The sequence below is a fragment of the Bacillus sp. PS196 genome (genome assembly GCF_037963555.1).
In the GTDB taxonomy this organism is placed as follows: Bacteria; Bacillota; Bacilli; order Bacillales; family Bacillaceae; genus Bacillus; species Bacillus subtilis.
Genome location: NZ_CP150159.1, coordinates 2,168,382 through 2,184,757 on the forward strand (window position 1 = coordinate 2,168,382; position 16,376 = coordinate 2,184,757).

The 16,376-nt window shown below is 42.5% G+C and carries 19 protein-coding genes; 5 read left to right on the forward strand and 14 right to left on the reverse strand.

The window, feature by feature from the left end; genetic code table 11:
- Window positions 1–4: 4 nt before the first annotated feature.
- The 5 genes from NST79_RS11020 to cdaS all read right to left on the reverse strand — a co-directional run bounded on the left by NST79_RS11020 (window position 5) and on the right by cdaS (window position 5,366).
- A complete protein-coding gene (locus NST79_RS11020) occupies window positions 5–919 on the reverse strand; it encodes a MoxR family ATPase (RefSeq protein ID WP_010886530.1) in 915 nt (304 codons plus the stop codon).
- 63 nt (window positions 920–982) lie between these two features.
- Entirely contained in the window at window positions 983–1,573 is a 591-nt protein-coding gene (locus tag NST79_RS11025) for a superoxide dismutase family protein (RefSeq protein WP_015251895.1), read from the reverse strand.
- A 92-nt stretch (window positions 1,574–1,665) separates the two neighbouring features.
- Window positions 1,666–2,910, reverse strand: coding sequence for a D-gamma-glutamyl-meso-diaminopimelic acid endopeptidase CwlS (gene cwlS / locus NST79_RS11030; protein WP_004399265.1), 1,245 nt, complete (start codon window positions 2,908–2,910; stop codon window positions 1,666–1,668).
- Window positions 2,911–3,289: 379 nt separating this feature from the next.
- Window positions 3,290–4,507, reverse strand: a complete 1,218-nt coding sequence (locus NST79_RS11035; protein WP_212059737.1) for a macrolide family glycosyltransferase — start codon at window positions 4,505–4,507, stop codon at window positions 3,290–3,292.
- A 235-nt stretch (window positions 4,508–4,742) separates the two neighbouring features.
- A complete protein-coding gene (gene cdaS / locus NST79_RS11040; RefSeq protein WP_072174170.1) occupies window positions 4,743–5,366 on the reverse strand; it encodes a cyclic di-AMP synthase CdaS in 624 nt (207 codons plus the stop codon).
- 265 nt (window positions 5,367–5,631) lie between these two features.
- On the opposite strand from cdaS, the gene NST79_RS11045 reads away from it, so the two are divergent.
- A complete protein-coding gene (locus tag NST79_RS11045) occupies window positions 5,632–6,990 on the forward strand; it encodes an MATE family efflux transporter (RefSeq protein WP_212059736.1) in 1,359 nt (452 codons plus the stop codon).
- A 15-nt stretch (window positions 6,991–7,005) separates the two neighbouring features.
- A complete protein-coding gene (gene rsbRC / locus NST79_RS11050; protein ID WP_212059735.1) occupies window positions 7,006–7,854 on the forward strand; it encodes an STAS domain-containing protein in 849 nt (282 codons plus the stop codon).
- Window positions 7,855–7,879: 25 nt separating this feature from the next.
- On the opposite strand, the gene bshB2 is transcribed toward rsbRC, so the two are convergent.
- The 4 genes from bshB2 to rarD all read right to left on the reverse strand — a co-directional run bounded on the left by bshB2 (window position 7,880) and on the right by rarD (window position 10,161).
- On the reverse strand, window positions 7,880–8,545 hold the full coding sequence (bshB2, locus tag NST79_RS11055; RefSeq protein WP_003231215.1) for a bacillithiol biosynthesis deacetylase BshB2: 666 nt from the start codon (window positions 8,543–8,545) through the stop codon (window positions 7,880–7,882).
- An 18-nt stretch (window positions 8,546–8,563) separates the two neighbouring features.
- Window positions 8,564–8,914 carry a YojF family protein gene (locus NST79_RS11060; RefSeq protein ID WP_003231213.1) on the reverse strand — a complete coding sequence of 117 codons (351 nt, stop codon included), beginning with the start codon at window positions 8,912–8,914 and terminating at the stop codon, window positions 8,564–8,566.
- Window positions 8,911–9,189 carry a hypothetical protein gene (locus NST79_RS11065; protein ID WP_003231211.1) on the reverse strand — a complete coding sequence of 93 codons (279 nt, stop codon included), beginning with the start codon at window positions 9,187–9,189 and terminating at the stop codon, window positions 8,911–8,913. The genes NST79_RS11060 and NST79_RS11065 overlap by 4 nt, the downstream gene beginning before the upstream one ends.
- Window positions 9,190–9,264: 75 nt before the next feature.
- Complete coding sequence (gene rarD, locus NST79_RS11070) at window positions 9,265–10,161, reverse strand: EamA family transporter RarD (protein WP_015251889.1); 897 nt, start codon at window positions 10,159–10,161, stop codon at window positions 9,265–9,267.
- A 98-nt stretch (window positions 10,162–10,259) separates the two neighbouring features.
- Between rarD and gerT the strand changes: the two genes are divergently transcribed.
- Entirely contained in the window at window positions 10,260–10,733 is a 474-nt protein-coding gene (gerT, locus tag NST79_RS11075; protein WP_003231207.1) for a spore germination protein GerT, read from the forward strand.
- A gap of 34 nt (window positions 10,734–10,767) precedes the next feature.
- Here the strand turns inward: gerT and NST79_RS11080 are convergent, their stop codons facing one another.
- Entirely contained in the window at window positions 10,768–11,004 is a 237-nt protein-coding gene (locus tag NST79_RS11080; protein ID WP_004399366.1) for a hypothetical protein, read from the reverse strand.
- Between the two features lie 84 nt (window positions 11,005–11,088).
- Complete coding sequence (locus NST79_RS11085; protein WP_212059734.1) at window positions 11,089–12,423, reverse strand: gluconate:H+ symporter; 1,335 nt, start codon at window positions 12,421–12,423, stop codon at window positions 11,089–11,091.
- A gap of 364 nt (window positions 12,424–12,787) precedes the next feature.
- On the opposite strand from NST79_RS11085, the gene NST79_RS11090 reads away from it, so the two are divergent.
- Window positions 12,788–13,177 (forward strand): tautomerase family protein, encoded by a 390-nt coding sequence (locus tag NST79_RS11090; RefSeq protein ID WP_014477090.1) that lies wholly within the window; start codon window positions 12,788–12,790, stop codon window positions 13,175–13,177.
- A gap of 387 nt (window positions 13,178–13,564) precedes the next feature.
- Here NST79_RS11090 and yodB read toward each other — a convergent pair whose 3' ends face one another.
- Window positions 13,565–13,903: a transcriptional regulator YodB gene (gene yodB, locus NST79_RS11095; RefSeq protein ID WP_004399427.1), complete on the reverse strand. Its 339-nt coding sequence runs from the start codon at window positions 13,901–13,903 to the stop codon at window positions 13,565–13,567.
- Between the two features lie 129 nt (window positions 13,904–14,032).
- Here yodB and NST79_RS11100 point away from each other — a divergent pair, with 129 nt between their 5' ends.
- On the forward strand, window positions 14,033–14,641 hold the full coding sequence (locus tag NST79_RS11100) for a nitroreductase family protein (protein ID WP_014477092.1): 609 nt from the start codon (window positions 14,033–14,035) through the stop codon (window positions 14,639–14,641).
- 42 nt (window positions 14,642–14,683) lie between these two features.
- Here the strand turns inward: NST79_RS11100 and NST79_RS11105 are convergent, their stop codons facing one another.
- The gene (locus tag NST79_RS11105; RefSeq protein WP_014480039.1) at window positions 14,684–15,286 is read right to left on the reverse strand and encodes an alpha/beta hydrolase; all 603 of its coding nucleotides are present in this window, start codon (window positions 15,284–15,286) and stop codon (window positions 14,684–14,686) included.
- 15 nt (window positions 15,287–15,301) lie between these two features.
- Window positions 15,302–16,213 carry a ring-cleaving dioxygenase gene (locus NST79_RS11110; protein ID WP_212059732.1) on the reverse strand — a complete coding sequence of 304 codons (912 nt, stop codon included), beginning with the start codon at window positions 16,211–16,213 and terminating at the stop codon, window positions 15,302–15,304.
- Window positions 16,214–16,376 lie beyond the last annotated feature (163 nt).

A 16,376-nucleotide genomic window follows, 5' to 3' on the forward strand; every position in this document is an offset into this window, starting at 1 on the left:
CCCCTCATTCAAACAGAGTTTCTGCAATATTTCGGACGGCCGCTTTTTCCCGATCATCATCAAGCTTTTCTACAATTCCCCGCTCAATGGCACGACGCGGCGGAATATAAGCAGCTAAATCACATGTATCGATTAAAGCTCTGATGGATGCCGCTTCTTCAGACACCTGTCCGTTATTGGCCTGAACGATCAAGTCAGAGGAAAGCGTGATAAATCTGTCAATCAATTTCTCGTCTTTCAGGGCTGACTGAGACATGAGCACTTGTTTCAGCAGCTCGCCTTTAATATAAGGCACATCAATGATGACAAAACGGTTTTTCAACGCTTCATTCAGAGGAACAGTTCCGACATAGCCTTCATTGATGGCTGCAATGACTCCGAAACCGCTTTTAGCCCGTATGACCTCGCCTGTAAACGGATTTGTCATCATTTTTCTGTAATCTAATACACCGTTTAAAATAGGCAGTGTTTCTGGCTTCGCCATATTGATTTCATCTATATAAAGAAAATGGCCTTCCTTCATTGCCTTTGTAACAGGTCCTGAAACAAACTCGATTGTCGCCTGGCCAGATTGATTTTCAATCGTTTTATAACCGACCAATGCCTCAGCATCCAAGTCGACTGAACAGTTGACGCTGTGCATCGGTTTATGAAAATAGCTGGACAATGTTTCTGCCAACTTTGTTTTTCCTGAACCTGTAGGCCCTTTCAGCAGGACATTTTTCCCCATGGCTAATGCAATAATGGCGTCAAATAGAATGGCTTCATCCTCCGCCTCATAGCCTGATGTTCCTATAAGCGATTGAAACTCCGGGGAAATAGGCTGCTCTTTATATGATAAAAGCTTTTGTTGTATATCTTCCGGCAATGTTAAGTGCTGTAGTTGAGTTGTCATAGACAGATTCCCTTTCCTATTCATATTCCATTAACGAGTATACTAAAAAAGCCCCTGTATGCTCAATACAAAAGGGCTTGGATGATATTACTGCTTCTCGTTATTTCCCAAAAGGGCTCCGCAGACAATACGCGCACCGGAATTGCCGCTTGGGTTTGTCAGATAATCGTCCGCTTGTTCATGAATAATAAATGCACTTCCGTCCTCGTCGAGAATATTTAGTTTACTTCCTTTTTTCAGTGAAGTGTCAGGCGCATTCATTATGACATCTACCTTTCCATCAGCACCGACTTCAAGGTTCGGCAGATCTCCGGCATGATGCCCCATCGGATTATTGAAGCCGTGTTCTTTGTTCAGTGGATTAAAGGGACCGCCCGCTGATTCAAAATCCGGCCTGACACAAGAACCTTTCTCATAAATATGAAAACCGAGAGAAGCACCTGGACGCAGGCTGTTTGCGGAAATATGAATATCGAGGCCTTCATCATCTGATTCTTTGATCTCTATAAAGCCGACTGCTTTCCCTTCACGATTGACCAACTGGACATGATGACCAAACGCTGACGTTTCAACCACTTTTTTTTCCGGCACCCGGTTAGGAGGGTCTGGAGGTTTTTTTTGTCCGCATCCGGCAACTCCCAGTGCCGTCAGCATCATCAACAGCAAGAGACGGTACATACTGTCTCCCCCTTGTTTTTTCTAACAGTGTGGTCAATCATTGTCTGGTATAAACAAAAAAGCCTATAAAAGGCTTTTTGTCATACTCATTTTTAAAAATAACTTCTTGCGCCCAAGTACCGCTGTTTCCAATACGAATTGCTGAGATTGGAAATGTCGACGCCCGATGAGCTTGCATGAATAAAATCACCGCCGCCTAGATAAATCCCCATGTGAGACGGGCCGGATTTATATGTGGTAAAGAAGACAAAGTCTCCTACTGACGGCTGGCTGACTTTCTGCATGACATTCCAATACCCTGCCGTACTCAATCTTGATATAGATGATACATTATTAATGAGGTAATAAATGAAGCCGCTGCAATCAAAACCGGCAGGCGTGTTTCCGCCCCATCGGTAAGGCACTCCGACATATTTTTTCGCTTCCGTTATCATTCTGTCAATCTTCGAACCTATTTGAATGTTTGACCCTGAGTTATCTTTTGGCTTTGTTGGCTTTGTCGGATTTGAAGGATTAGATTTTGATGCTCCCGAAATAGTCAGAACCTGCCCGATTTGCAACACATCCGATGATAAATTGTTTTTATCACGGATGCTTTGGACAGTGACTCCGAGCCGATTTGCAATTTTCCACAGCGAATCGCCTGCTTTTACCTTGTACGTCGTTGTTTTTGAGGGATTGGAGTTTGACGGCTTTTTGGAACCGCTGTTTCCGTTCTTAGGTGAACTGCTTCCTTTTATTTTGAGCACCTGTTTAGGATAAAGTGTATCTGATGTTAAGCCATTTAAGGTTTTTAATTCGGCTACAGTCATATTTAAGCTGTTTGCGATTTTCCACAGTGAGTCACCAAGCTTGACCGTATATGTACTTTTTGAAGAACCTGAAGAATTGGAACCGCTGTTTTTCTTTGATCCATTTGATCCGCTTGAACTGCTTGTCCCTTTGATCTTAAGCTTTTGCCCCGGACGAATCAGGTCACTGCTCAGGCTGTTTAAGCTTTTAAGCTCAGAAACACTCATTTTATGATTTTTAGCAATCATCCATAGGGAATCACCATATGCAACTGTGTATGTTGATGTTTTGCTTGAATTAGATGGGGATGTCGTGCTTTTTTTGCTGCTTTCAGGAACCTTAAGACTTTGTCCGACATAAAGCACCGTTGATTTCAATTTGTTTTCGGATTTCAGAGCTGATATTGTCGTATCATACTGGCGGGAAAGTTTCCAAAGAGAGTCACCGCTTTTTACTTTTATCGTTTTTGCTTCCGCGGGTGCTGCGGCCATCGACGACCCAACAACTGCAGAAACAGCCAAGCCGGCTACAATCTTCTTTTTCATTCATTCAACCTCCTAAACTGTTTTTTTGCAAAAACAGCTAGTATTTTGTTTCCAAAAATGGCACACAACTGTTTTATCGTCAATTTTTCAGCAAGTTAAACCCTTTTCAAACATTTGGCAGCATTTTCAGCATCATTCGACCTTTTAACCTTTAAATAAACACCTCACATTTTACATAAGCACGATATGTTTTTCGAAAGTCTAAGGAACTATTTAAGCGAGGGTAAAAATGATGGTTTTCTATTGATGAACGAAGCAGTTTCTCCTCCTTTCTTGTCTATTTTTCTAATCAATTCTCTATCGGCGTGTCAAATCCCTTCCTCTGCATTCTTATGAAATGGCAAAAAGCCTGTTCTTTCGATAAGAACAGGCTTTTACACTATGCATTTGCTGATTGAGTTTTTTGTTTTACAGCTTCAAGAATGCTGTCGGCTGCTTTTTTAGAGCCGCCTGCCGCTTTCAGTGATTGTCCAATTTCTTTTGCCTTTTCAGCATACGAACGATTATTCATTACTTCTTGTATCATCTCTTTCAGTAGGCTTTCAGACAATTCTTCCTTTTTAATTACTTTTCCTGCGCCGACTTTTTCTACCTGATCTGCGACAACAAATTGGTCGCCTCCCATCGGAATGACAACGAGCGGGGTTTCAAAATACAAACCTTCACTTGTGCTGTTCATTCCGCCGTGGGTCACAAATAAGCTGGCTCTTTTCAAGATCTCAAGCTGAGGGACATACGGGCGTACAATGAAATTCTCCGGAATGTCGTTTAACTCACTTGTTTTAATATGCTTGCCGATGGAAAGCACAACTTTACCGTCAAAGTCCTTACACACTTCAAGGCACTGATTAAAAAACTGCTTTTGATTGTTAAAAATGGTTCCCATTGAAATAAACAGCACGTTTTCATTGTCAATCTGATCAAATGGGAAATCATTGTTTCCGGCTCTTTCTGTAATGGAAGGACCGACAAATACATATCGCTCGCCAAATTGCTCAGCCAGTGGCTGAAATCCCCTTGATGTAAAGACGATTGTCAAGTCACCATCAGCTAAAAAAACATCAAATGGCTTCTTGATCTCTGCTTGAAAATCAGCATTTAACGTTTCTGCAAGCTGCTGGTATGATTCATAATGAGGCGAATCTTCAAGTGATCCTTTCATGTACGCTCCCATCATTTCCTTCGCAAATTCCTCATTCATCGCAAAGGTTGTACACAATGAAAATCTTGGCAGCTTCAGCATGTTGGCAATGACTTTACCCGCGAGAAGATGGTGATCATATATGACATAATCATACGATTCATGTTTGACTTCCTCATAAATATGAGTCGCGATATCCTTACAGGCTTTCAAAAAAGCGCAGAGCATTTCTGTGAAATCTCTTTCTTCATCGCCGGTTGCGTTTTTCCCGAAGTAATCTCCCCTGAAATCATGATACTCACGAAACTCTATATCAAGAGCTGTGATTTTTTCTTTATATTCCTTCACTGCGTAGTACGTAATGTTTTCTCCCCGGGATTTCAGCTCCTTCATCACACCGATAGAGGGATTAATATGCCCTTCACCGGGGAAACCGATCATTAATACATTTGCCATGCGGCAGCACCCTTCCTTTGAAAATTTATATAATATTTTATACGGTACTATAAATACATAAACAGGTAAAGTATTTCACTTTATTAATATTCATTACATATAACTTTTCTACCAGCTTATATTCCCTGTCTTCAAGACAAAAAGCATTCAGCTTGAAGCGAATGCTTTAATAAAGATACGAATTCAGTCATTTTGTCTCATGATAGGATTCTTAATCAGGCCCTTTTTATTATTTTTACGTTCTTGGTGAAATTAACGGATATAATACACCGTCTTTGGCAAACGACATCTTCCCTGTTTCCTCTGAAACCACGAGCACCAGTGCATCCGTATAGCCCGACATACCAAGAGCCGCCCGGTGCCGGGTTCCCAAATGAATATCCACTTCCTTCGTCGTCAAAGGGAGCACATTGGCTGCTGACACGAGTTTATTTTCTCTCACCAATAAAGCGCCGTCATGAAGAGGGTTTCCAGGAAAAAAGATGCTTTCAATTAATGAAGAGCTGATCTCGGCGTGTAGTGAGGTGCCTTTTTGAATAAAATGTTCAACCGGGTCCGCTCTTTCAATCACAATTAAAGCTCCATGCTTATGTTCCGATAAGGCTTTAATCGCCTTGGCCAGCTCAATAAATGCCGGCGTAAATTCCTCAATGTATGATTGCAAATAAAAGGAGGATGCAATCCCCTGCATGTCCTGAAAAATGTGCCCTAATTCATCTAATTCACAAAGGAGACACTGGTCTTTTTCGTGAAGCGTTTTCAAGATTAGAGATGCATCACCTAATATTTGCTCTAGGTACACCTGTATTTTCCCCTTGAACGCATTTTCTGATATCTGCTCATAGCGCATAATCTTCATCTCCTGTTCAAATTTCCAACTTTTCACGAATGCTTATCTTATTGATGCACATTCTATTGGTAAAGGAGGGATGTAAAGAATGGAAATCGAAAGAATCATTCAGTATATTTGCACCTTTTTAGGCGTGATTTCGCTTTCTTTTATTTATGCCCAAATGTTTAGAAAAACGAAACCGACAAAAAAAGAATAGGCCCGGCGTTCATTGCTTTTTATACATAAAATGTTATAATTTCTCTCGTTATGAAAAAGAAACGGAGATCAATGTATGAAAGAAACTCAAAATGCCCGGAAAAAAATCAAACAGCTCTTGCACATTTTAATACCGATATTCATTACCCAGGCGGGGCTTTCTCTTATGACTTTTCTAGATACGGTGATGTCAGGGAAAGTCAGCCCCGCTGATTTAGCGGGTGTCGCGATTGGCTCAAGCCTTTGGACCCCTGTTTACACAGGACTTGCAGGTATATTAATGGCGGTCACCCCGATTGTCGCTCAGTTATTAGGCGCAGAGAAAAAACAGAAGATTCCCTTTACTGTTTTACAGGCTGTATACGTGGCCGCGCTACTTAGCATCGCCGTTTTATTGATTGGATATGCTGCAGTTGACCTTATTCTTGGCCGATTGAACCTTGATATTCACGTGCATCAGATTGCTAAACACTTTTTAGGCTTTTTATCACTGGGAATTTTCCCTTTATTTGTTTACACCGTGTTGAGATCATTCATCGACTCATTAGGAAAAACGAGAGTCACCATGATGATTACACTCAGTTCTCTTCCAATCAATTTTGTATTGAATTATGTATTTATCTTCGGGAAGTTCGGAATGCCGGCACTTGGGGGTGTCGGCGCGGGGCTGGCATCCGCGTTAACTTATTGGTGTATCTGCATCATCAGTTTTTTCATTATTCATAAAAACGCACCGTTTTCTGAATACGGGATTTTCCTTACCTTGTATAAGTTCTCTTGGAAAGCATGCAAAAATTTGCTCAAAATCGGGCTGCCTATTGGGTTCGCCGTGTTTTTTGAAACGAGCATTTTCGCAGCTGTCACGCTTCTAATGAGCCATTTTCATACAGTGACCATCGCGTCCCACCAGGCAGCCATGAATTTTGCGTCTCTTTTATATATGCTGCCGCTTAGCGTGTCCATGGCTCTAACAATTGTTGTCGGGTTTGAAGCGGGTGCAGCCCGTTTTAAGGATGCGCGCTCATATAGCTTAATCGGCATCATGATGGCGATCGGCTTTTCTTTGTTCACTGCCGCCTGTATCCTTTTATTCAGAGAGCAAATTGCGGGCATGTACACTTCTGACCCCGATGTGCTCCGGCTGACACAGCACTTTTTAATTTATGCGCTATTTTTTCAGCTTTCCGATGCTGTTGCCGCACCGATCCAGGGAGCACTCAGAGGGTACAAAGATGTGAACTATACGCTTGCGGCCGCTTTTGTCTCTTACTGGGTCATTGGCCTTCCGGTCGGTTATATGGTCGGTACGTTTACAAGCCTCGGTGCATTCGGCTATTGGATTGGATTAATAGCAGGACTCGCCGCCGGAGCAGTTGGGCTGTTTTTCAGGCTGGCAAAACTGCAAAAACGTTATTCGCAAAAACAACACATTTAAAAGAGGTGATCAATCATGGCAAAAAACAAAAAATTATTCGAGTATCTTTCCCAGCATGCGGAAACCATCAGTTCAACGTGGTATGAAACAATCGAGGAGACTGATCCCAATTCCATTTATGCCTCAACAGATCCTGTTGTCATTCACAATTTAAAGAGCCAGAATCTTGCCTTTAACTATAAAATAAACCGTATTTTTATAGATGATGAGGACGTATACTTGCCTATACTGAAAGAATGGGCCTTTGAAGTCACACAGGATCAAGAGCATTTAAAAACTCCTATCCACTATATTATTCGGGAGTTTGTCAGAGTGAGAGATTTATATGTTTCTTATGTGAAAGAATTTGTCCATCTCAATCAGGATACTGTGAAAAGCGAAGAAGCCGAAGACCTGTATCACGCCCTTATAAAAGCGTTTGATCTTGTGATTCATATTTTTATAGAAGAAATGTACAAAAACACAAGCCTTCAGCTTCAGGCCCAAAAAGATATGATTACTGAATTGAGCGCTCCGGTCATCGTGCTGTTTCACAGCGTCGGACTGCTGCCTTTAATCGGAGATATTGATACAGTCCGCGCCAAGCTGATTATGGAAAACACACTGCATCAATGTGCGAAAAAAAAGGTGACACAACTGTATATTGATTTGTCAGGAGTAGCTGTGATTGATACGATGGTTGCCCATCAGCTGTTCAGTCTGATTGAGGCACTTCGTTTAATCGGTGTTTCTTCAACTTTGTCTGGAATCCGTCCGGAAATCGCGCAAACAGCGGTTCAGCTAGGTTTGTCTTTCGAAGATATTGCCTTGAGATCCACTCTCGCTTCAGCAATTGCATCGGACTTAAAATTAAAAAAGGTATAAGGCTTAAGGCCTTATACCTTTTTGATTAATCATTCCATTGATACGTCCAATATATTTCTTCTTCAAACCATGTTGCCATAACAGGTTCATTATTTTTCAATTTCTCTTCAAGCTCTCTGAGCATGCCTTCTGTTTGTGTGCGGTGAGCTCTTAACGCATTCATTTTAATATCAGCTACTTCTTTGATATCAAGTACGACATCAGCTTCGCCGAGAACCTCTTCTCTGTTGCGGGTAATGGCCATGCAGATTGTACGCGGACGGTCTTCTTTCTTTTTGCGATATAATGCACGGATAACCGCTTCCCCGCATGCATCATGGTCAGGGTGCACACCGTGTCCGGGATAAAATGTGACAATTAAACTTGGTTTTACATCATCTATGATCTCTTCCATGATATCAGCTAAATACTCATCGTCTTCAAATTCGAGCGTTTTGTCACGGAGTCCAAGCATCCGAAGGTCATTGATATCCATTTCTTTGCAAGCATTGATGAGCTCTTGTTTTCTTAGCAGCGGCAACGTTTCCCGATTCGCGAAAAATGGATCGCCCATATTTCTGCCCATTTCACCTAAAGTGGCGCAGGCATACGTAACGGGAATGTCTTTTTTTCTGTTTAAGGCAATGAGGCCTGCCACTCCATATGATTCGTCATCAGGGTGAGGCAGGATTACTAGTACATGTTCTTTCATTATTATTCACCCTTTTCTTTAAACTGTGAACGGTTTTTCGCTGATTTGCAGAGAAATAGCCAGTTTACCGCCCGGCAGGTGTCCCGCCATTAATAAACGGTTTTCTTCATCTACCGTGTATTCAGTCAAGCCTTCAGCATAAATCCAGCCTTCTTCTGTTTTCAAGCCAACGCGGTAAGGCCCGTTGCCTTTGATTTTTGCCTGATGATAAGTGACTTTTGCATTGCGAATATACGCAACAACCGTCATGTTCTTTTCATTTAAGTGCGCTGAATAAGAACCTGTGGTGGTTTCTAAATGGATATATACAGGGCGGTCCGCATATCGTTCTAAAGATGCTTGCACATCTTCTTTTATGATCGCTTTCATGATTGCTCCCCTCTTTCTTCTTTTAAATACTCTGCACGTTCTGTATGTAATTTGACCAGCTGATATTTCACAGCCGGTTCGAGCTGTGAATTCACAATGCGCTGAATCGCGGCAAAATATTTTTCCAGCATCGGTTTTCGGAGTCTTGGATGTGTTCGTTTATCCAAGAGCTCAAGATCAATCGCCTCTGCTACCGCTTCTGCGTCATCATGTGCGAGAGATCGGTTATTCCAAAGTGAAGCATAGGCTTTCACTATCTCTTTATCATTGTCCATCGTCTTGCTCCTTTATGTCTTACATACATGAAATGATTATACATAATATATGCATCAGCTGAAAAGCCAAAGGCCTCAATGGCTTTTTGACGCCCGTTTCCACTTCACTTGTGAAAACGTAAACAAGAGCAGCGCAGCCCATATACAGCTGAATGTAAAAGCCTTCGAGCTTGAAAATGGCTCATGGTAAACAAACAGCCCGATCAGCAGGGTAATGGTCGGCGCAATATATTGTAAGATACCGACTTGATACAGTGGCAGCCGTTTCGCTCCTTCCGCAAACAATAAGAGCGGCAAAGCCGTAAACACACCGGCCAAAAAGAGAAGCAGCCACGTCCCTCCGCTTTCTGCACCCGCTGGCTGACCATGTCCGCTGAACAGCAAATACCCCAATGCAATGGGCATAATCATGAATGTTTCCAGCGTTAAGCCGATGGCGCTCGGCAGGCTTGTTCTTTTTTTGCTTAACCCGTACAGCCCAAAGCTGAATGCGAGGAGAAGCGCAACATAAGGAATGGAGCCGTATTGGAACGCCGAGATGATGACACCGGCTGCCGCAATCGAAACGGCCACTAATTGCAGGCGATTCAGTTTTTCCTTTAAAAATAAAATCCCAAGGAGCACTGATACAAGCGGATTAATGTAATAGCCAAGACTAGCCTCAAGCAAAAAGCCATGGTTTACAGCCCATATGTATACAAACCAGTTGATCGAAATCAGGATAGAAGCAAGAAATAAAGAGAGGATCCCTCCGTTCTTTTTCAGAGAGCGCAGCTCCTGCCATCCTATTTTCCATTGCTGCAAGAAAAAAAGTACGATACACATAAAAACAAAAGACCATATAATACGATGAGCCAAAATATCAAGAGCCGGCAGCTGTTCGAGAAGCTTCCAATAGAGCGGAAACAGGCCCCACATGATAAAGGAAACGGCTGTGTAAATAACGCCTTTTTTTGTTTCTGAATGTTGCATTTATATCCCTGCCTTTCTTTAGAGCATCTTATATTATATCACGTGAAAGATCTGGCGGGCATATACTATTTTGTCCGTGAAGAAAGGATGTGAAGACAATGTTTGAGTGGAACAAGTACTTTCCTTTCCACAATCAATTTTCTAAAGAAGCATTAAAAAAAGCTGATCCGAAAGAAGTTGAAACGTATGTCAATCGTGTGATGGAAAGTGTGTTCGGCAGTGATTATGCGGCTCAATTTCCTTTCCGCGATCCTCTCCCCCAAAAAGAACATCCCGCCAAACCTGATGCAAAACCTGATGTCAAACCTGATATTGATATATTCGAAACAGCAGACCATGTGTTTGTAAAGGTGCCAATCAGCGAAGAATGGCTGGAACAAGTGAGAATCAAACACACATCTCACGAATTATGGTTGGAAAACCTCCCAAGAGCAGATCATCCGAAAAAAGTAAACCTTCCTTGTTTAGTCAAACGCAAAGGAACAAAAGCCGTCTATAAGGATGGCCTTCTGGAAGTCATGTTTCAAAAGCAGCAAGACTACAATATGTCCGAGGTAGAAATCATCCGATAAAAAACGGCCTGCAATCGATGCAGGCCGTTTTTTATTAATAGAAGCCGGGATATCCCCCGTATGGCACGCCGGCACCAAAACCGTACGGTCCGCCTCCATATCCATAAGGGCCAGGAGGATAGGCATAGGGACGAGAATAGTTAAACAGCGCACTCCCGAGAAAACCGCCTAATAAACCGCCGACTAGAGGAGCGCCAAACAAAAAAGGACTACGCGCCGGATATCCGGCTGGACCTGGGATTCCGCGTAAATACGAATGATGAGGGTACATGAATTTTTCCTCCTTTATGTCTGCCTATACGTAAAGTATTCAGCAAGGAAGAAAAACGATTGGGCTACGGACTGTCTATGATTGTTACATCACAAGCCCTGCCAATAACACACAGCCGAGCCCTGTAACCGAAAGAACTGTTGTAAGCAGCGTCCAGGTTTGAAATGTTTCTTTCATGCTCAAGCCGAAAAATTCCTTTACCATCCAAAATCCTGCATCATTTACATGACACGCAATGACACTGCCGGCTCCTGTTGCAAGCACCATTAACGCGGGGTTTACACTGCCAGCCTCCATAAGCGGAGCTGCCATTCCCGCTGTGGTAAGCGCAGCCACGGTAGCAGAGCCTAGACACAGACGCAGAACCGCGGCGATGGTCCATGCAACGAATAGCGGCGACATGTTTGTTTGACGGAAAAAATCAGCGACATAATCGCCGACCCCGCCGTCAATCAGCACCTGTTTAAACGCTCCTCCCCCTCCTATGATGAGCAGCATCATCGCAATTTGCGAAATTGATTCTGAAATAGATCTGCTGATTTCCTGCATAGGTATTTTACGGGCATATCCCATCGTATAGAGTGCAAGCAACAGCGAAATGAGCATTGCCGTTCCCGGAGTGCCGATAAATTCTATAATGTCTTTTCCTTTTGAATGTTCATTCAATAATAAAGAAAAAACTGTTGCCATTGCCATAAAGATAACCGGGAATAAAGACGTGACAGCACTGATCGCAAAGCCCGGTGTTTCATCCAGCTGAAATTCTTTCCTCGGTCCTAACCCCGATAAGTTTCCATGCTTTTGATACGCACCAGGAAACCGTTTCATCGCAAATTTATTAAATAAAGGCCCGGCAATCACAGTTGTCGGAACAGCGATGATGATTCCAAAAAGCAGCACCTGGCCAATATGGGCACCGTATGCAACTGAGATAGCAGTTGGAGCAGGATGCGGGGGCAAAAATCCGTGAGTAACATTTAAGGCGGCGGCCATCGGGATTCCCAGATACAGAAAAGGCATTTTTAATTCTTTAGCAATCGCGTAAACAATCGGTATCAACAGAACAAGACCCACTTCAAAAAACAGCGCAATACCGATGATAAAAGAGGCAACTACAACCGCCGCCTGTATTCGTTTCCTCCCGAATTTGTCAATCAGCGTAATGGCAATCCGGTAGCCGCCCCCAGCATCAGAGACAAGCCTCCCAAGCATCGCGCCAAGTCCAAACACTAAAGCTAAATGCCCCAGCTGCCCGCCAATTCCAGTCTCAATTGAAAGAACAATTTTATTGATATCCATTCCAAGTCCGATGGCTACTAAAAATGAAACGACAATCAGTGAGACAAAGGTATTTAATTTTACTTTAATAATGAGAAATAACAGAATCAGCACTCCGACAGCTACAATTAAAATCGGCATGGTACCCCTCCAAAAGTGTTTTATATGATTCTCGCGACAATGTTTTGGCGCTTTTCATGCCTAGATGAATAGAAAGCGCTTTCATTAATAACTAAAAATGTCTTGGTTATATGATTGTTATCTTTTGATCAACTAATATGTTCATACTAATCTCCTAATCAATGACTGTCAATCGTTTTTATGAGCTTGTCTCGATTACCTACCGCCTAACCCAATGATTTATTAGTTATATGTTGATTAACTTTTGGTTATATGTTATGTTTTTTAAAGTTGACTGCCAATCATTATATCTATCCATTGTCTGGAAGCAAATGAGACAATATGAGAACAGACGGATAACAACTTCATAAGAGGAGGAGTACACATGCCATTATTGCGTTTTGATGTAATTGAGGGCCGTGATGAAAAATCGCTGCAATTGTTATTAGATACTGCTCACCAAGCGATGGTTGAAGCATTTGGTGTTCCGGAAAGAGACCGTTATCAAATTGTCCATCAGCATCCCGCAAACGAGCTTATAATCCAAGATACGGGATTAGGGTTTCAGAGAACCAAGGATCTGGTCATCATTAGTATGACAAGCAAAGCAAGAACCGAAAGCCAAAAGGAAAAATTGTATGCTCTGCTTGCTGAAAGGCTAGAAGAAAAATGCGGAATTTCCCCTGAAGACCTCATGGTATCTATTACTGAGAATGGTGACGCAGACTGGAGTTTCGGTCTTGGTGAGGCGCAATTTTTGAATGGAAAACTATAAGATTTCGTCTCCCCACAAAAAAAAGAAGAGAGAGCTCCAAGAAGCTCTCTCTTTTTTTCATAAATGCGGAAGTCATCAGTATAGAAGCATCCAGCAATACGAAAAACCTGGATCTCCTTATTAGATCCGGTTTAAACGCCAATTGGATGCTGACTGGGTTTTGGCCGAAAATATAAAATTTTGCTGATTTGCATAATAAGATAACTCATAATCCCCATTTACAACAGGTTGGATGCTATAACTTATTGATCATTTCCATGAACATGACACTTTTGCCAATCCGGAAATGTCAGTCTGACAAATATAAAAAGTCATGTAAACGGGGTGTGAACCGTACTTACATGACTCACCATGGAAACAAAGGCTCTTTTTCAGACGCCGCTTTCCTTATTTCTCTTCTTCACACACTGTGTCACCAGGCTCGCAAAATTGATCGGCCCATGCCTGCATTTCTTGAAATACAGCTTGAAGCGCTGTTCCTTTTTCAGTTAGCGTGTAGATGACTTTGACCGGCGTTTCAGGGAGAACCTGCCGTTCGACAATCTCGTTTTGTTCAAGCTCCTTCAAGCGCTCTGCCAACATTTTTTGGCTGATCATCGGTATTGTTTCCGTTATCTCTTTAAACCGTTTCGGCCCATCCATTAGCACATGGATGATCAGACCGTTCCATCGTTTTCCCAGCAATGAGAATGCGGATTCCATTTTAGGGCACATCGTATTTCCCACAAGTCTTCATCCCTTCATCTATTGATTGACATGTATTCAATGATCCATTACAATAATCTTTCAAGTTACATTTAGTAAGCTTCTAACTTTTCTATTATCATACCACGTTTATCCGAAGGAGGAAACACTATGACGAATACTCTGGATGTTTTAAAAGCACGTGCATCTGTAAAGGAATATGATACAAATGCCCCGATCTCTAAGGAGGAGCTGACTGAGCTATTAGACCTTGCCGCTAAAGCGCCTTCTGCTTGGAACCTTCAGCATTGGCATTTTACAGTATTCCACAGCGATGAATCAAAAGCGGAGCTTCTTCCTGTAGCGTATAATCAAAAACAAATCGTTGAGTCTTCTGCTGTTGTTGCCATTTTAGGCGATTTAAAGGCAAATGAAAACGGTGAAGAAGTTTATGCTGAATTAGCAAGCCAAGGCTATATTACGGATGAAATCAAACAAACATTGCTCGGCCAAATCAACGGTGCTTACCAAAGCGAGCAATTCGCACGTGATTCCGCTTTCTTAAATGCTTCTTTAGCTGCTATGCAGCTTATGATTGCCGCAAAAGCAAAAGGTTATGACACTTGCGCAATTGGCGGATTTAACAAAGAGCAGTTCCAAAAGCAATTTGATATCAGTGAGCGCTATGTTCCGGTTATGCTAATTTCAATCGGAAAAGCAGTGAAGCCTGCGCATCAAAGCAACCGTCTGCCGCTTTCAAAAGTATCAACTTGGCTGTAAGGATATGAAAAACCTTAGTCCGAAATCCGGACTAAGGTTTTTTTATACAATCGCCTCTTTGTACCATTCACGAGCCTGTTCAGCTTCATGCTGAGTCAGCTGATGGCCCCCGTCCTGCCAGAAAACGGAGGCTGATGCCCCGCTGTCACGCAAATAGCGGTAAAGCTCTTCTGATTCTTCCTTCGTGCAAAGAGGATCGTATTTCCCGGCACCGATAAAAACAGGGAGCCCCGCCATATCAGGCAGCTCGATACCCCGAATCGGAACCATTGGATGATGCAGAATAGCCCCTTTTAACACATCTTTATAATGAAAAAGCAGGCTTGCCGCAATGTTTGCGCCGTTTGAATAACCGACTGCAATCACTTTGCCGCGATCAAACTGATGCGTTTCTGCAGCCTCGTCGATAAAATCTTTCAATTCTCTTGTCCGCACCACAAGATCTTTTTCATCAAAAACTCCTTCACTCAGACGTTTGAAAAATCGCGGCATTCCATTTTCAAGCACCGATCCTCTGACACCAAGCAAATGGGCATTAGGGTCTATAAACCGCCCCAATGAAAGCAGATCGTGTTCATTACCGCCCGTGCCATGCAACAGCAAAAGTACGTTGTCAGATGTTCCTTTTTCATAAATATGCTTCATTATAAATTCCCCCTTTTAAAGTTCAGGTAAAATGTCTGTAATTTGGTGTCTATGTTTCTCCAGCCATTCAGGCAGTTTTAAGGAAGTCCCTAGCTCAGAAAACGTTTCATCTGTCATAAAGCCCGGTTCATCTGTGGCAATTTCAAATAAGATACCGCCTTTCTCCCTGAAATAAACTGATGTAAAGTATTCCCTGTCGAGAATTTCTGACGAAGGCAGATGGTTTTCAGCAATAATCGGCAGCCATTTCGCCTGTTCCGTTTTCTTTGTCCGAAACGCTACATGGTGTACCGTACCATATCCTCCGACTCCTCTTTTTTCAGGGTATAAATGGACATCAATGACACCGCCGACGGCCGCTGAGGTTGCCAGTCTGACAATCTGGTCTTCTTCGGCCACTTTGGTGTATCCAAAGCTTTCCATTAACAATTGTATGGTCGCCTGCGGGTCGTAGGAATATAGCAGCACACCTTTCATTCCCGTAATTGCTTCATTTGTTGTGATCCCGTCAGGCGTCCACTCGCTTTTGCCGCTTTTCGCATCCTCCATGATCGCCAGCGGAAGGTCTTCTGTATCATCAAAAATAAGACCTTTTTCACCAAACAACGTTTTTTCCTCTAGGCTCAGCCCGCTTTTCTCAAGACGTTCCTTCCAAAAAGACAGGGAGCCTGAGGGAACTGAAAAGTACACCCGGCCCGCTTGGCCTTTTCCTACCGTTCCCTGTCCGCTTCCTTGGAACGGAAAAAAGGTCATTATTGTACCGGGATCTCCGTTTTGATTCCCAAAGTAAAAATGATACGTTCCGGGATCATCAAAGTTTACTGTTTTTTTAACAAGCCTGAGCCCAAGCACTTCTGTATAAAAACGCAAGTTTTCTTGCGGATCTCTGGCGAATGCTGTGACATGGTGCAATCCTTCTGTTTTCATTTTCTCACTCCTATTTATCTCGATTTCAAGATATTTATTATTTTAAACCTTTATTGAAAAGGATGCAAACCATGTGTTTTGATTAAATAATTGAAAAAATCATTTTTTTCTAATAATTATCTTGTGATCTTTTCTTACAACTGCTATTATAGTGAGCATTATC

Bases quoted from the DNA above. Each gene is read 5' to 3' on its own strand.
- NST79_RS11105 (WP_014480039.1), bottom strand. From the start codon at position 15,286: ATGAAGCATATTTATGAAAAAGGAACATCTGACAACGTACTTTTGCTG.
- NST79_RS11065 (WP_003231211.1), bottom strand. From the start codon at position 9,189: ATGGACAATGATAAAGAGATAGTGAAAGCCTATGCTTCACTTTGGAAT.
- NST79_RS11085 (WP_212059734.1), bottom strand. From the start codon at position 12,423: ATGCCGATTTTAATTGTAGCTGTCGGAGTGCTGATTCTGTTATTTCTC.
- NST79_RS11025 (WP_015251895.1), bottom strand. From the start codon at position 1,573: ATGTACCGTCTCTTGCTGTTGATGATGCTGACGGCACTGGGAGTTGCC.
- rsbRC (WP_212059735.1), top strand. From the start codon at position 7,006: ATGGCAAAAAACAAAAAATTATTCGAGTATCTTTCCCAGCATGCGGAA.
- NST79_RS11110 (WP_212059732.1), bottom strand. From the start codon at position 16,213: ATGAAAACAGAAGGATTGCACCATGTCACAGCATTCGCCAGAGATCCG.
- NST79_RS11020 (WP_010886530.1), bottom strand. From the start codon at position 919: ATGAATAGGAAAGGGAATCTGTCTATGACAACTCAACTACAGCACTTA.
- NST79_RS11100 (WP_014477092.1), top strand. From the start codon at position 14,033: ATGACGAATACTCTGGATGTTTTAAAAGCACGTGCATCTGTAAAGGAA.
- NST79_RS11080 (WP_004399366.1), bottom strand. From the start codon at position 11,004: ATGTACCCTCATCATTCGTATTTACGCGGAATCCCAGGTCCAGCCGGA.
- cwlS (WP_004399265.1), bottom strand. From the start codon at position 2,910: ATGAAAAAGAAGATTGTAGCCGGCTTGGCTGTTTCTGCAGTTGTTGGG.
- cdaS (WP_072174170.1), bottom strand. From the start codon at position 5,366: ATGAAGATTATGCGCTATGAGCAGATATCAGAAAATGCGTTCAAGGGG.
- rarD (WP_015251889.1), bottom strand. From the start codon at position 10,161: ATGCAACATTCAGAAACAAAAAAAGGCGTTATTTACACAGCCGTTTCC.
- NST79_RS11060 (WP_003231213.1), bottom strand. From the start codon at position 8,914: ATGAAAGCGATCATAAAAGAAGATGTGCAAGCATCTTTAGAACGATAT.
- NST79_RS11090 (WP_014477090.1), top strand. From the start codon at position 12,788: ATGCCATTATTGCGTTTTGATGTAATTGAGGGCCGTGATGAAAAATCG.
- gerT (WP_003231207.1), top strand. From the start codon at position 10,260: ATGTTTGAGTGGAACAAGTACTTTCCTTTCCACAATCAATTTTCTAAA.
- NST79_RS11045 (WP_212059736.1), top strand. From the start codon at position 5,632: ATGAAAGAAACTCAAAATGCCCGGAAAAAAATCAAACAGCTCTTGCAC.
- bshB2 (WP_003231215.1), bottom strand. From the start codon at position 8,545: ATGAAAGAACATGTACTAGTAATCCTGCCTCACCCTGATGACGAATCA.
- NST79_RS11035 (WP_212059737.1), bottom strand. From the start codon at position 4,507: ATGGCAAATGTATTAATGATCGGTTTCCCCGGTGAAGGGCATATTAAT.